This is a genomic window from Flavobacterium sp. CG_23.5 (genome assembly GCF_017875765.1).
Classification (GTDB): Bacteria; Bacteroidota; Bacteroidia; order Flavobacteriales; family Flavobacteriaceae; genus Flavobacterium.
Genome location: NZ_JAGGNA010000001.1, coordinates 1,419,830 through 1,437,570 on the forward strand (window position 1 = coordinate 1,419,830; position 17,741 = coordinate 1,437,570).

Below are 17,741 nucleotides of genomic sequence, written 5' to 3' on the forward strand. Positions count from 1 at the left end.
GGTTTCTATATCTATTTTTTAAAAAAGTAAACGTGCTATTTAATCAATTTTATAAAATGGATAATCAGTATATCCTTTTTCATCGGCTGTGTAAAATAAATCCATGTTGAGATCCTGCGATAAAGGCCAATTGTTTTTAAATCTTTCAACAAGATCTGGATTATTAATAAATGGTCGCCCAAAAGCTACCAGGTCTGCAAGCCCACTTTCAATAACCGTTTCCGCACTTTCTTTATCGTAGCCGCCACAATGGATAATTGTGTTTTTAAAATTGTTTCGAATCAATTTTTTTATTTCCAAAGGAACAGCTGGAGCACCCATAGCGGAGTGATCTACAAGATGAATATAGGCAATATCTAATTTGTTTAACTCTTTAGACAAATAATCATAAGTAGCATCAATTTCAGGATAATGCGGCATATCACTAGCCGCTCCATAGGGAGATAAACGAATGCCTGTTTTTTCTTTTCCAATGGCATTTGCAACGGCAGCAACCACTTCAAGTACAAAACGACACCTGTTTTCGATACTTCCACCGTAATTGTCTTGACGAATATTACTGATAGGCGACAGGAATTCTTCTAAAAGATAGCCATTCGCTCCATGTAATTCTACGCCGTCAAAGCCAGCAAATAGCCCATTTTCGGCAGCGGCAACATATTCAGTTCTGGCATGGAGAATCTCTTGAACTGTCATTTCCTTTGGAGTGACAAAGTCCTGTAATCCTTTTAAGTCGGTCCACATTTGTCCAGCTGCTTTTACTGCAGAGGGAGCAAGTATCTGGGTATCTTTATGCATATTAAGCGGATGACTGATTCGTCCAGAATGCATGAGTTGAACAATTATTTTTCCGCCGTTTTTATGGACACTCTTTGTCGTTTTTTTCCAACCTTCCACCTGTTTCTCACTAAAAACACCCGGAATCCTTGCATATCCAAGACCGTTGGGTGATGGAGATGTTCCTTCCGTTATTATCAATCCTGCATTTGAACGTTGTGTATAATATTCTGCCATCAGTTCGTTAGGAATATTGTCAATTGCTCTGCATCGCGTCATAGGTGCCATTACAATTCTGTTTTTCAAACTGACGGAACCCAATGTTTTTGGCGAAAATAATTCGTATGTTTTCATGTTTTTTATCTTAAATATTTAGTATAAAGATATTTAAAAATATTTTTAAAAATGCAATATCGTTTTGTTTATTAGTAGAATTCGTTGATTGAATTATCAATTTGAAATCAATAATCAAAAAAGGAAATTTTAAAAACAATTTCTAAATCTTACCTTCTTATCTATTTTTTATAGCAAATTTCGTTTTGAACATCCCAAATTATATTTTTTTATTATTTGCTTACGTTACTAAAAATTGACCTTGTTTACCACAAAGTATATGTAATTAAATTAAAAAACACCCACGTTAAAGTATTCACAAAATAATTATCATTATATATTATTAAACTTACATAATTTTATTTTTTATGCATTTCATCGATTTTTTACGTTTTTAATCTATTAAAAAAAACAAAACATTTAAATTTAAACCTGTTAAAAGAATATTTTATTTTTTGATATTAAAGAAAACACAACATTAAACAGAAGAAAATCATGAAGAAAATTACTTTAAGAAATCGAAAATTAATTATATTATTCACATTAATTTTGATGTTGCTTGTACCCAATGTTGTAATTAATGCACAAACCCTAACATCTCCTCAAGTTAATTTTTCCCAAAGAACTTCTGCTGCCACACCTGCCAAAACTATTTATAATGTCAAGGGTGATTTTACCATGGTAGGCAACACCAACTTAACTCTTGTTACTTACGGAACGAATACTGATAACGAAGGCAAGTCAATGAAATATGTTGATATTGATGGTAATTCTTCTACTTTAAATTCTTCTATGGCTACTCTTGAAATATCTAATTCAGGAGAAAATAGCGCTAACCAATCTTGTTCAACCATCCTTTATGCAGGATTATATTGGACTGGAAAATCAGATGATGCAAATGAGACGTTTTCAGTGACAAAAAACTCCGTCACGAAAAATTATGACAAAAAAGTAATTTCTATAAAGGGACCAGGCGCTGCCGCTTATACAACTATAACGGCAAAGCCTAATGGAGTTAATTCGGATATCCGATTTCCTGGAGCTTCTCAAAGCGGAATTTTTATCGGTTACCAAGAAATAACTGACTATGTAAAAACATATGGTCCTGGAGCTTATACTGTTGCCGACATCGCGTTAACAGAAGGAACGAATGCTAATCCAGGATTATCAGGAGGTTGGGTAATGGTTGTTATTTATGAAAATCCGTTAATGAAGAGCCGAGCTGTAACTGTTTTTGACGGATACGCCTTTGTAAACGGACAACTTTCAGGTGGGGGTGAATATGGAAACATTCCTGTTTCGGGATTTACCACAGTAGGGTCCGGACCGGTAAATATGAAATTGGGTGTTATGGCTGCTGAAGGAGATATTGCATTAACCGGTGATTATCTAGCCGTACAAAAACTTACCGCTGATCCCAACAAAACATATAATAATACTAATTACTTAACGTTAAATCACTCAGGAAATTCAACTAACAACTTCTTCAATTCGTCTATATTCCCAGTACCGGTTGTAGGAAAAAGCAATCCAATTTTACAAAACAATACAGGAGTTGACTTTAGTATGTTTACAATCCCAAACTCTCTAAATTCAGTGATTGCTAATAACCAAACCGCCACTACTTTTAGATTCGGATCCTCTTCTGACGTATTTACCATATTTGGATTTGCAATGTCAGTAGATGCCTATATCCCCGAGCCAAAAGGGCTAATAAGTGTAAATTCGATTAACAATGTTACAAACCCTCCTATTTTAAATGCATTACCTGGCCAAACCATTAACTATTCTCTCAATATTACAAATGAAGGAACCGAAGCCACGAATAATACCATAATCACAATTCCCATTCCAACAACCGCAATTTTCAATACAGGAGGAACTATTACTTACCACACCTTTCACGGTTTTAGCCCAGGTACAGCTCCCTATTATGATTCAGCAACAAACAAAATTATTTGGAATTTAGGTACATTACCTATCACATCTGGTCATCCAGAATATGTCTATGCCGATTTAAGCTTTACCCTCAATGTTACAAATGACTGCAGTGTTTTAATAAATGCTGGTTGCAATCCGTTGGTTTCTTTAGAAAAAGGAACAATAATTGGGACAGGTGCAATATCCGGTTCTTCATTTACAAAATATTTTTTCCAAGGATATGATAACTCCTCTTGCCATTTACCAATTGACGGATCAATAAAAGTAGCGATAAATACAAGCTCTTGCACGTCAACACTTGCAGGTGCGGATTTAACTCCTTCTTGTGGATTGGAATCAGTAAAATTAGCTGCTACAAGTGGAACAAGCGGAAGCTGGTCAATTGTTAGCGGCCCTTCTGGTGGTGGAGAAATTTTCTCCAACTCAACAAGCCCCGCATCGGAATTTTACAGTCCAAATACTGGAGTTTATACGCTCCGATGGACAATCTCAAGTAGTGGAGGATGCCCTGAGGTTACTGACGATGTGCAGATTAGCATTGGTCTTTGCAATAAATTGGATTTTGATGGAATAGATGATAACGTTAATTTCAGTAACAATTTTAATTTAAACAGTGGAGCATTTAGTATCGAAACATGGATTAAACCAGGAGCTACAAATGGAAATATTCAAACTATTTTTTCTAAGAGAAATTCGATCACTTTAATGGACGGTTATGATTTAAGGTTGGTTAATAACACGATTTCATTTAATTGGAACAATGGTAATTCTATACCGTCTACTTTTCCTGTCACTACAGGAAGATGGTATCATGTAGCCGTTACATTTGACGGAACATCTTATAAACTTTATATTGATGGCGTGATTGTTCATGCTGCTGTAACTGGATCTAATCCAACTGCAAATTCAAGTTCAAAATGTATTTTGGGCGCAATGATTCAAGGTACCACTTATCCCTATCTTCCAACTAATTATTTTACTGGCTGGATGCAAGAACTTCGAGTTTGGAATGTGGCTTTGACAGAAGCGCAAACGCATCAGATGATGAATCAAAAAATTGAAAATAATAGCACCAATGTTTTTGGATCAACTGTACCACTAACCGTTTCAGGATTAACTTGGGGAAATCTAGCTGGATATTATCAAATGATTCAACAAAGTGACCTTATCGGGGGATATTTAATAGACAAAACAGCCAACACACGCAACGGTAGATTAATTGGTATTGGTACAGCACAGCCTGAAACAGCTCCGCTACCTTACACTTCTTCAACAAATAATGCATGGGAAAACACTAGTACATGGACATATGGCAATGTATGGAGTATTCCGAATACAAAGGGCGTTGATAACTCCACTTTTGTTGATTGGAATATTGTTAAAACTGATAATAATATTACCACTATTGGCAACAAAACTGTATTAGGATTAATAGTTGGGAGTAACACCCTAGGAGCAAATAATGATAATAAGATAGAAATATCACACTATTTAAAATTAAATGGTAAAATAGATTTAGTCGGAAAATCACAATTAGTACAAACCGACGGCAGTATTCTAGATGTTTTAAGTGCTGGATCAATAGAGAGAGACCAACAAGGACAATCAAACAAATACAACTATAATTATTGGAGTTCTCCAGTGAGTCCGATAAACACAAGTGCCAACAATATTGATTATACGGTTACAAGTGTTATGAAAGACGGAAGTACTACAACCCCACAAACTATAAATTGGATTGGTGGTTATGATGGTTCCGCGAGCTCCCCTATTAGCCTAGCTAGATATTGGATTTATAAATTTGACAATTCCGCCAATGCTTATGCTAACTGGTCACAAATTGGGGAAACAGGTTTGCTTCGAGTAGGGCAAGGATTTACGTTAAAAGGAAGTGGATCGCTATCCGGTACCCAAAACTATACTTTCGTAGGAAAACCAAATAATGGAACAATTGCTTCAAATAGTGTAAGTGCTGATCAGTTGCTTTTAACCGGAAATCCCTATCCTTCGGCCATGGATGCTAATGCATTCATAAATGATAATTTAAGTTCTATGGATGGTACTTTATATTTTTGGGAACAGTATACCACTAACGACACCCATATTCTAAGAGATTATCAAGGTGGTTATGCGGAAAGAAATTTAACAGGTGGAGTTCCTTCAACCTCAGTAGGGGTCGATTTCATAAGTGGCTTAGGGTCTAGTACTCGAGGTATTCCAAATCAATTTATTCCCGTTGGACAAAGCTTTTTTGTATATGGAAATATTGGTTCAGGAGGCCCTATTACTTATAAAAATAGCCAAAGAGGATTTCATAAAGAAGATGAAGTGGGTGTCTCTAATATGATGTTTAAATCTACTGCTACGAAAGACAAAATTTGGAATAACAATAATAATGATATAATACAAAAAGACACTTACAAAAGAATTCGTTTGGGTTATAATTCCAATAATAATTATCACCGCCAAGTATTATTAGGATTCATGGATGAGAAAGCAACTTCAGAAATTGATAATGGCTATGACGGATATAATTTCGATTACTTTCCTAACGACATGTATTTTTTGAATGGTGAGGATCAATTAGTAATTCAAGGAGAAGGCTTCTTTGATAGAAACAGCTCCTATCCTATTGGTGTGAAAGCTGATACTGACGGAAAAGTAAAATTCATGCTTGATGGTTTAGAAAACTTTGACAAAAATGAAAAAATATTTATTTATGATTCGGAAAACAACACCTATAACGACATTCGAAAAAAACAATATGAAGTTTTGATTTTAAGTGGTGAGAATAATGATCGTTTTTCATTATGTTTTAAAGAAAAAATTAAAAAAGAAAAAGACACAAAAGACACAGAGGAAGACAAAGAAACGGATGATGTAAAAATGACACATCTTCAGAAAAAAAATGTTTTAGAGATCAGTAATAAATCATTAATCACAAGTGTTCAAAAAGTAACTTTATATAATATGAATGGGCAGTCAATTGCCACATGGGAAATTGAAAATCAAAATGAGCAAAATATTCAACTACCTATTTTAAATTTAAGTTCAGGTATATACATTGCCAAAGTTCAAACGTCACAAGGAGGTTTTAGCAAGAAAATAATTATCCCATAAGTATTAAAACAAACCTTTTACAAGTAAAAAACTGCCCTTAAGGCAGTTTTTTTGTTATACATATTTAGCGTAAATAAAATGTCCGAAAAAAGAAACTAATTATTCTTAAAAAAAGTATTTCATCGATAGAAAAAATACTTTAATCGAAAATAGATTTTAAAAATCTAAAATTAAATTTTAATCACCTAACTTTAAGGTAGATAAGCCCAAATCTATATTTTACATTAGAAAAATAATTTTAACGAATTAAACCATAAAATTATTAAATCCGCTTCTATTCTTTTTAATGGAAATAATGCACCTACTATAAATATTATTTTATTTATAAAATTGACTTAGTATCAACTTAGTGAATTTTATAGATCATTAATTGTTTGATTCTAAATCGTAGGTGTCATGAAAAAAAAATACTTTCTTATAATTTTATTGTTTCTAAGTAGTCTTTATTGTTTTGGGCAAGATTGCGCTGAAAGAAACGTATCGGATGATCTAATTTGTAGCGGACAAAGTGCTTCAATAATTTTGACTGGTAGTGTAAACTTGCAAGATTATCAATTAAGAATTGGCACTTCTATTATTGCAACTAAAACAGGAAATGGAGCGGATGTTACTTTTATCGTCACTCCATCTTCAACAACCACTTACAATATCATAGCGGTAGGATGTCCTTCCCCTTATATTGATACCTCAACTGTTACGGTTAATCCAATTTTAGTTCCAGCAGTCTCAATCGCAGCCAACACTGGAAGCACTATTTGTGCAGGAACTTCCGTTACCTTTACAGCAACCCCAGTTAATGGCGGTACAACTCCCTCCTATCAATGGTACGTTGGTGCAACTCCAGTTGGAACTAATAGCGCAACTTATATAACTTCTGCCTTAACAAATGGAAATCAGGTAAAAGTGGTTATGACTTCCACTTCGAATTGTCCCTCACCTCCTACCGCCACAAGCAATATATTAACGATGACTGTAAATACTTTGCTTGTTCCATCGGTTACTATCTCAGCTACACAAACAACATTTTGTATTGGAACTGCTGTCACATTTAATGTTGACAATTTAAATAATGGAGGGCTAAACCCCACCTATCAATGGCGTATAAATGGAATCCCAGTTGGAGCAAACAGCGCCTCATTTACTTCAAACGCACTTTCGAATAATGATAACATTACTTTGGACGTTACTTCTTCTGCCACATGCCCCTCACCTTCGATGGTAACTAGTAACGCTATTCAAGTAACAGTCAATCCAAATGCTGCAATCAGTTTAACGTCTGGAGTCGGCAGCAACAGTCAAACCTTATGCGCTAATTCGCTACTTTCGTCTATTACATTTACAATTAGCGGTGGAGGAACTGGAGCAGTCGTGACTGGTCTGCCCGCAGGTTTAACAGGCAGTTTTAGTGGAGGAGTAGTTATAATTAGCGGCACACCCACAACAAGTGGCTCTTTTACATACACAGTTACAACAACTGGTACCTGCGTCCAAACAACAGCAACTGGTGTAATAACGGTCAATCCTATAGCAACAATTAGTTTGACATCAGGAGCAGGTACTAATAATCAAACCAGATGTATAAACGTTCCGCTAAGTACTATTTCATTTGCGATAAGTGGTGGAGGAACTGGAGCAATTGTAACAGGACTACCTGCAGGAGTAAATGGTACTTTTAGTGGAGGAAACTTTAACATAAGTGGATTACCTACAGCAATTGGATCTTTTGGTTATACTGTGACCACTACAGGCACCTGTACGCAGACAACAGCTACAGGAACAATTACGATAAATCCAGATGCAGCCATCAGCTTGACTTCAGGAGCTAACACAAATAATCAGACCTTATGTGCCAATACTGCACTAACAAATATTAGCTATAATATAAGTGGTGGAGGAACCGGAGCTACTGTATCAGGACTCCCTGCCGGACTATCAGGAAGCTTTAGTGCAAGCACCTTCACAATTGCCGGAACTCCTACAGTTAGTGGAACTTTTCCTTATACAGTGACAACCACAGGATCTTGTGTTCAAGCAACATCAAGCGGAACACTTACAGTCAGTCCAGATGCAGCAATCGCTTTAACTTCCGCCGCAGGCACGAATAATCAAACGAGATGCATTAATACAGCAATAACTACCATCACATTTGCCGTAAGTGGTGGAGGAACTGGGGCTGGAGTAACGGGCTTACCGGCAGGTATAATAGGTGTATTTAATAGCGGTACATTTACAATAAGCGGTACACCCACAGCAAGCGGATCTTTTCCTTATACAATAACAACTACTGGGACTTGCGCCCAAAAAACAGCCACGGGAACCATTATTGTTACTCCTAATGCAGCAATCAATTTAACATCTGGAGCAGGTTCAAATGACCAAACAAAATGTATTAACGTCGCGATTACCAATATCACATTTGCAGTTAGCGGTGGAGCAACTGGTGCAACCGTTACTGGCTTACCTGCAGGACTGACAACTAATTATAGTGGGGGGATATTTACAATAAATGGTACACCCACAGCGAGTGGCTCTTTTCCCTATACGGTAACGACCGCAGGTGCTTGTGTTCAAGCAACAGCAACTGGAACAATTACAGTAAGTCCAAATGCAGCAATCGCTCTTTCCTCAGCAGGAGGCTCAAACAATCAAACCCGGTGTATTAATACCACAATCAGTACGATTACTTATGCTATCACTGGTGGGGGAACTGGAGCAACCGTAACAGGCTTACCAACCGGAGTAAATGGCAATTATAGTGGCGGAACATACACAATAAACGGAACACCTACAGTTAGTGGCTCCTTTCCTTACACGGTGACAACTACAGGAACTTGCAATCAGACCACAGCGACTGGAACGATCAATGTTAACACCGTTATAGTACCCTCTGTGACTATTACATCTACATCCACATCAATTTGTTCAACCGCTGCAGCAAGCGTTACATTTACGGCAACGCCAGTAAATGGTGGGCCAACTCCCGTATATCAGTGGAAAAATAATGGATCCGTTATAACAGGGGCTACAAGTTCAACTTATACCACTAGCTCTCTGGCTGCAGGCTCAGTGATAACTGTGTTTATGACTTCAAGTGCTACTTGCGGATCAACAGCGACAAGTAATAGTATTACTATGACAGTATATACTGCGGCTCCAACTGTGGGAAATGGAAATAATAAGGACAATAAACCTTCTGGCCCCATTGCAATCTGTCCTCCAGCCACTGGATTAGTATATAACATACCAGTTAATATGTCAGGTGGAGAAACATATGTATGGAATTTACCAACAGGGTTTTCAATAACGTCGGGCGCAGGAACTTCTCAAATAACGGTCAGTGTGGCTACAAATGCTACATTAGGAAATAATAATATTACTGTAACAGCTTATAATCCCTGTGGAAATAGTGGACCTTCAAGTAATCTAGTTGTTAATGTCAATAGCTTCAATGGAGTGACTGTGCCGTCAGCTACACAATCTGTCTGTTCAGATGGTTCAATTTCGGTTGTTGGAACCTTAACGGGAAATGCAACCTCCGGAACTTGGACTGCTCAAAATGGGACTTTTTCAAATATTGTTACTTCTACAACCAATCCGATTTTAGTAAGTGCAACTTACACTCCTGCTATAACAATTGGTAGTGACATTTTAACGATTACTACTAATACGCCTACCGGTGGTGGATGCCCCAATGTAGCTGGAACGGCTACAATTAATCTAACCGTAAACCAAAAGGTCACCATAACTTCTCAACCAGTAACAGCCCAAACCTTATGTTCGGGAAGTACAGCTACTTTTAGTGTTAGCGCAACTGGCTCCGGCTTAACCTATCAATGGAAAAAAGGAGGAACAAATTTAGGAAACATAGGCAACGTATCTGGAGCAACCTCATCAACATTAACTTTAACAAATATAACAGCAGCAGATTCGGCAGATTATACAGTAATAGTTAGTGGCGCTGCTCCCTGCTCGGCAGTTACTTCAAATATTTCGACCCTTTTGGTAAACCAAATAATTGCCATTGGGACTCAACCTGCAACAACTCAATCCGTTTGTTCGGGAACATCAGCAAGTTTGAATGTAGTAGCAACAGGAGCTGGTTTAACGTATCAATGGAGAAAAGGAACTACTAATTTATCAAATGGAGGGACCATTACAGGAGCTACTTCGGCAACTTTAACTATCAATCCAACAGTTACTGCAGACGCAGCTTCTGATTATAATGTAGTCATTACAGGAACGGCTCCATGTAACCCTTTGACTTCAAATAATGCAGCACTGGTCGTTAACCAAGTTGTCGCGATAACTGCCCAACCAGCAATAACGCAAACTTTATGTTCAGGAAGTACGGCCACCTTTAGCATAACTGCAACAGGTACTGGTTTAACTTACCAATGGAAAAAAGGGGCAACTAATCTAGTAGATAATGGTACAGTTTCTGGTGCAACTTCATCAACTTTAACTTTGACAAATATTGCCACTTCTGATGCGGCAAACTATACTGTAGTTGTCAGCGGAGCAGCTCCTTGTTCAGCAATTACTTCAGATGTATCGGCCATCTCAGTAAACCAAATAGTAGCCATTGGGACTCAACCAGCCGCAACACAAACCGTTTGTTCAGGGACATCAGCAAGTTTTAATGTAGTAGCGACAGGAACAGGTATATCGTATCAATGGAGAAAAGGAACTACTCCCCTATCAAATGGAGGTTCCATTACAGGTGCTAATTCGGCTACTTTAACGATAAATCCAACGGTTAGCGGTGATGCCGCTTCTGATTATAATGTAGTCATTACCGGAACAGCTCCTTGTAATCCTTTGACCTCAAATAATGCAGCATTGGTGATAAACCAAGCAGTCGCAATAACAAACGAACCTTCATCAACACAAACTTTATGTTCAGGTAGTACAGCCACTTTTAGCGTGATCGCAACCGGAACAGGTTTAAATTACCAATGGAAAAAAGGCACATCTAATCTAGTAGATGGAGGCACAATAACTGGTGCAACCTCATCGACATTAACGATTACAAATGTTACCATCGCTGATGCTGCAAACTATACTGTGGTGGTAAGTGGTGCGGCACCTTGCTCGGCAGTTACTTCAAATATTTCGGCCCTTTTGGTAAATCAAATTGTGGCCATTGGTACTCAACCTACAACAACACAAATCGTTTGTTCAGGAACAGCAGCAAGTCTTAATGTACTTGCCACAGGAACAGGTTTAACGTATCAATGGAGAAAAGGAACTACTAATTTAACTGATGGAGGTACTATTTCAGGTGCTACAACAGCTACATTAACTATAAATCCAATAGTTAGCGGTGATGCGGCTTCTGATTACAACGTGATAATTACGGGAACTGCACCATGCACACCATTGACTTCAAATAATGCAACAGTGGTCGTTAACCAAGCGGTCTCAATTATAACCCAACCTGCAGCAACCCAAAATTTATGTTCAGGTGGTACAGCCGCTTTAAGCGTAAATGCAACAGGTGCAGGCTTAGCATACCAATGGAGAAAAGGCAGCACTAATTTGGTAAACGGAGCCAACATAGCTGGTGCAACCTCACCTACTTTAACCCTATCTAATTTACAAACTACTGATGCTGCCAATAATTATAATGTAGTAATTACGGGAACGAGTCCTTGTACTCCGGTAACATCAAACAATTCGATTCTGATTATAAACCGACAAGTAACTATCAATACTCAGCCATCTAATGTAGGTGTTTGTGTTTCCAACCCTGCAACCTTTGGCATAGTAGCTAGCGGAGACGGATTAACTTTTCAATGGTATAAAGGAACTGTAGGTAGCGGAGTAGCCGTTGCAAATTCGGCTAATATAACTGGCGCTACAACTAATATTTTAAATTTTGCACAAGCTGCTTTAACTGATGACGGTCCGTACTATGCAATTGTTAGCGGGATCGCACCTTGCGCAGCTATTACTTCTAACCAAGTAACGTTGAATGTTGATCAATCCATTATCATAACCTTTCAGCCAATTTCAAAAACTGTATGTGAAGACACTCCGAATGTTACTTTCTCAGTTATAGCAAATGCTGGCGGCGACCCTTTGACTTATCAATGGAGAAGAAATGGCGTAAACATAGCAGGTGCTACAGCACCTACTTTCACCGTTTCAACTGCAACAGTGGCAACAGCTGGCAATTATGATGTGGTGATTTATGGGCCTTCAGGTTATACTTGCACGTCGATACAATCTGCAGCAGTAACATTAACAATCAATCCAAAACCAATAGGATCTGCCACGACACAAACTATATGTAGTGGTTCTGCAACAAATGTGGCGTTAAACTCAACTGTTATAGGCACAACATTTACTTGGACAGCAGCTATTCAAACTCCTCCAACGGGTGGTACGATTACTGGATTTAGCGATAGTTCGGGAAATATTATTGCCCAATCTTTAACCAATACAGGAACAGCTACAGGAACTATCCGCTATACGATTACTCCTACTGCAAACTCCTGTGTAGGAACAGCTTTTACAGTTGACGTAACAGTAGATCCCGCGCCGGTAGGTTCTGCCACTGCTCAAACCATTTGCAGTGGTTCAACAACAAGTGTAGCGCTAACCTCGACTGTTACTGGCACAACGTATGCTTGGATAGCAGCCATTCAAACTGCTCCAACGGGCGGCTCGATATCTGGATTTAGCAATGGTACTCAAAATACAATTGCGCAAACTTTAAGCAATACTGGCACAACGGCAGGAATTATTAGATATACTGTTATTCCTACTGCAAACTCTTGTTCAGGCGCAGCCTTCATCGTTGATGTTACCGTTAATCCCAATTCAACCATTGTGTTATCATCGGCTTCAGGTTCAGGCAATCCAACAAATTGTGTCAATACTGTACTCAATATTAGTTACGCTATTGGAGGTGGTGGAACTAATGCTTCCATTACGGCTGGTGCACTACCAGCTGGTGTTACCGGTTCATACAATTCCGGAACTAGAGTTTTTACAATCAGTGGTACTCCTTCTGCAATTGGAACTTTTAGTTATACGATAACAACACAAGGACTTTGTAGTAACGCTTCTGCAAGTGGAACCATCACAGTTAATGCAGATGCAACGATCAGCCTGAACTTAGGTACTGGATCAGATAATCAAACAAAATGTATAAATTCTCCAATTATTCCAATCAAATATACCATAAGTAATGGAGGCTCCACTCCTACCATTGCATGGAATCCAGGACCGGCTAATTTTAGTGGGTCATACGATGCTGCTGCTAGCGCTTACACAATTAGTGGTTTTTCCGCGGTAGCTGGAACATTTAATTATACCATATCAACGGCCGGTAGTTGCGTTAATAGTTCATTGACTGGAAGCATAACTGTTAATCCTAATCCTATGGGCTCTGCAACTGCTCAAACAATTTGTAGTGGTTCAACAACTAATGTAATATTAAACCCAAGTACGGGAGGCACAACATTTACTTGGACCGCTGCAAGTCAAACTACCCCAACTGGTGGATCAATAAGCGGGTTTGGTAGCGGATCAGGAGCTTCGATTGCACAGACTTTAACCAATAGTGGTACAACTGCAGGAAGTATTCGTTATACAGTTACTCCTACGGCGAACTCCTGTCCAGGATCACCCTTTACAGTTGATGTTACCGTCAACCCAAAACCAACAGGTTCAGCAACAGCTCAAACGATTTGTAGTGGTTCAGCAACTAATGTAGCACTAAACTCAACTGTTAGCGGTACAACATATACCTGGACTTCAGCTATTATTTCTACGCCAAATGGTGGAACGATTACCGGATTTAGTAATAGTTCGGGAAATACAATTGCCCAATCTTTAACTAATACAGGGACAACAGCAGGAATTATTCGTTATACTGTTACTCCTACTGCAAACACTTGTACAGCAGCAGCTTTTACCGTTGATGTAACTGTGAATGCGCCTACTGTAGGTGGTACAACTACTATATCGTCAACTACTAACCCTAGTAATGTGGGCAATGGAACCATTAGACTAACTGATTGCCATTTTTCTAATGGAGTCATTACCTTGAATGGAAAGGTAGGTACTGTCGTGCGATGGGAAACCTCTACCAATGCAGGAGGCACTTGGACTCCACAAGGTAATGCAGGAAGTTTAACCTATACTTATACTGGAATAACTGCGACCACCATCTTTAGGGCAGTAATTCAAAATAGCTCTTGTACAATTGTAAACTCTGGAATCTCTACATTATTTATTATTCCAAATATTAAACCATCACCAGTAAGTGCAACTCCTTCTACAATATGTGAAGGAGAATCCACACAATTAACCTCTAGCAGTGGCTTCTCCAGCAGTCAAAATCTAGCCTCTGGAGGTCTTTTCAATACCGCTAATCCAGATGGCTGGACGGTCGATAATGGAAATTTTCCTGCCAATGGCGACAATGGAGTAAATAACGGTTTTTCGGAAACAAATGGAAATGCTGGCGATGAATATGATTCAGGCGATGGTAAATTTGCTATTGTTCGCGGTAATCGAGACTCCTTCTTACGAACTCCTACATTTGATCTTGTAGGATTGACATCGGCCAATTTAACTTTCGATCATGCTTACAAATTAAATGACCCTGGAGCCTATGCAGAAGTTAGACTTTCATTAGATGGCGGGGCAACATTCTCTGTGCTCTTAACCAGTTTGACTGGTAATCTTGCTCCTAAAAATCAGTTTACGACCCTTGCAAATAAAATGAGTTTAGATTTAAATCCTTACCTGGGATATACAAATTTAAAAATAGAATTTTTCTTCCATGGAACAGTAAACAATGCAGGTAAACAGGCTTCCAATATTGGTAGCACATGGGCTATCGACAACGTTAAAATTCCTCAAGCACCGGATCCGCAGTTAACTTCCCAATGGTTAAACCAAAATACAGGAGCAATTATTAGCGTTAGCAATACAACTAATGTTACCGTTACTCCGCCTGTAACAACTACTTATGCGGTGACCTCCTTTCTTAATGGCTGCACCAGTTATGGCGATGAAGGAACAACTTTAGTAACGGTAATTGTTAATAAACGTCCAACAGCAAATATATTTCCTGACCAAACTATTTGTTATGATGGAACTGCTACATTTAGCGTTGCTTTGACAGGTGTTGCTCCTTGGACCGTAACATACAGTAACGGATCAATCGCAACAACCGTAACTGGAATAATGACAAGTCCTTACAACTTTACTGTCGCTAATGTTAAAGCAAATGCTACCTACACAATTACGGCCTTAAATGATAAAAATTGTACACCTTTCGCTGGAGGAATAACCGGCGCGGCAAATGTACAAGTTATTACGGGTAGAGCCGGCTGGTGGACAGGACTTGCGAGCACTGACTGGTTTGATTGCAAAAACTGGGAACAGGGATTACCATCATTTACCGTAGACGCTAACATTCTTCCAACTGCAGCCAATGGTAATAGATTGCCTGTCATTGATAAAACTTCTCCGTATGCGGGATTATACGGTGGGATTGCAAGTGCCAGAGACATGATAATAAATAGTAATGGTTCAGTTACTGTGGTTTCCACCAATAATTCTGAATTACAAATTAGTCGTGACTGGAGAAACAGCGGAACTTTCACTCCTGGAACTGGAACTGTTACCTTTAATGGCGCGACTGCTAGTCAAATACAAAACATAAATAGTAGTATAAAAAACAATGAAACGTTTTATAATTTAACCACCAATAACACTGGCGGGGCTAAAGGAATTAGCGTAATTGATGGATTTGAATTAACCGTTAAAAATCTTGTCACGCTGACAAGTGGTGATTTGCGTTTAACCGGAGAAGCTCAATTAGTTCAAGAAGCAATAACAGCAAATCCTATCGCCGGTTCAGGAGTACTTTTGCGAGATCAACAAGGTCAAAGAAATAGTTTTAATTACAATTATTGGTCTTCTCCTGTGAGTTCTGGTGCTGATGCAACTCACTATTCTATCGGTGGTATTTTAAGGGATGGTACAGATATAACGAATGTTATCTCTATCTCAAATTTTAATCAAGAAATTATTGCTTTTGGAGATGGTGTGAGTTATGCAGATGGAATCTTATCAAATCCTATAAAAATAAGCAACCGCTGGATATGGTCATACAGTTCTTTAACTCCTGGTGCAAATTCAAATTTAGATAATTATAATCTATGGAAATATTTAGCTAATACCGGAACCTTAAATATCGGAGAAGGATTTACGATGAAAGGAACAGGTGGAACTGCCGCCATCACCGATTTACAAAACTATGTTTTTGCAGGCAAACCTAACTCAGGAACAATCACATTAGGATTAACTATAGAACAAACTTATTTAGTAGGAAATCCATATCCGTCAGCACTTGATGCCAATGAATTTATAAAAGACAATTTAAAAGATTGTATAGGCTGCAGAAGAACAGATGGCAATGCTTTTAGCGGGGCACTCTATTTTTGGGATCATTTCGGTTTATCAAATAATCATTTACTTGCTGAATATCAAGGAGGTTATGCAACTTACAGCTTAATGGGAGGTGTTAAAGGTATTGCGAACGATCCGCTTACAGTAAATAATGGATCGACTGGTTCAAAAATACCTCAACAATATGTACCGGTCGCACAAGGTTTCTTTATTGACGGCTATATCGATTCAGATATTGCAACGGGAAATGGAATTCCCACTACTGTTCAAGGCGGCCCCATAATCTTTAAAAATAGCCAACGTGCATTTATGAAGGAAAGTACCGGAAACTCACTTTTTATGAAAACAAGTACAGCAACTAAAACAAAAGATTCAGATACAAGAGCAAAAATTAGATTAGGCTTTGACTCTTCAAAAGGTGCACACAGACAACTATTAGTTGGAGCAGATCCAAATAGTACCAATCAATTTGATATTGGTTATGATGCGCCAATGTTTGATTTAGATGGAGATGACATGTTCTGGGAAATTAGCAATAGTCAATATGTTATTCAAGGGGTTCCAAATTTTGACGATATTCAAATAATTCCTTTAGGAGTTATAATTGCTACTGAAGGAAAGATAAGTGTGAAAATTGATGCACTCGAAAATGTATCTTCCGATATTGAAATTTATTTATATGACAACCTAACTGGAACGTATCACAACATTAGAGAAAATAGTTTTACAATTGCTCTTGCAGTTGGTGATTACAGCAACAGGTTCTCTCTACGATTTACAAATAAATCACTTAAAGTTGACGATAAAGCATTGACGGGAGGTATTATGGCTTACTACACAAATAACAATAAAATTCTAAACATCAAGAACAATTTTATAGACGCAACAATCAACACCGTTTATCTTTTCAATATTTTGGGGCAATCGATTACCAATTGGAATGTGGCAGATCAAAAACAAAATAACATTCAAATTCCAATTAAAAATATGCCTGCAGGAGTTTATATTGTAAAAATCAAAACGACGAAAGGAGTGTTCAACAAAAAAATACTCATAAAGTAAAAAACTAAGTCCATTGATAAAAGCGTACACTTTGACGAAATATTAGTCATAATTTTAAAATGGATATCAGTTAT

General features: G+C 38.0%; 3 protein-coding genes. 2 read left to right on the plus strand and 1 reads right to left on the minus strand.

Translation table 11 applies throughout. The annotated features are described in order from the left end of the window. Window positions 1-39: 39 nt before the first annotated feature. Window positions 40-1,131, minus strand: a complete 1,092-nt coding sequence (locus H4V97_RS06080; RefSeq protein WP_196850151.1) for an alkene reductase — start codon at window positions 1,129-1,131, stop codon at window positions 40-42. A gap of 474 nt (window positions 1,132-1,605) precedes the next feature. Here H4V97_RS06080 and H4V97_RS06085 point away from each other — a divergent pair, with 474 nt between their 5' ends. After that, window positions 1,606-6,171, plus strand: coding sequence for a LamG-like jellyroll fold domain-containing protein (locus tag H4V97_RS06085; protein ID WP_196850150.1), 4,566 nt, complete (start codon window positions 1,606-1,608; stop codon window positions 6,169-6,171). A gap of 396 nt (window positions 6,172-6,567) precedes the next feature. Continuing rightward, window positions 6,568-17,667 (plus strand): PKD-like domain-containing protein, encoded by an 11,100-nt coding sequence (locus tag H4V97_RS06090; RefSeq protein WP_209549187.1) that lies wholly within the window; start codon window positions 6,568-6,570, stop codon window positions 17,665-17,667. Window positions 17,668-17,741 lie beyond the last annotated feature (74 nt).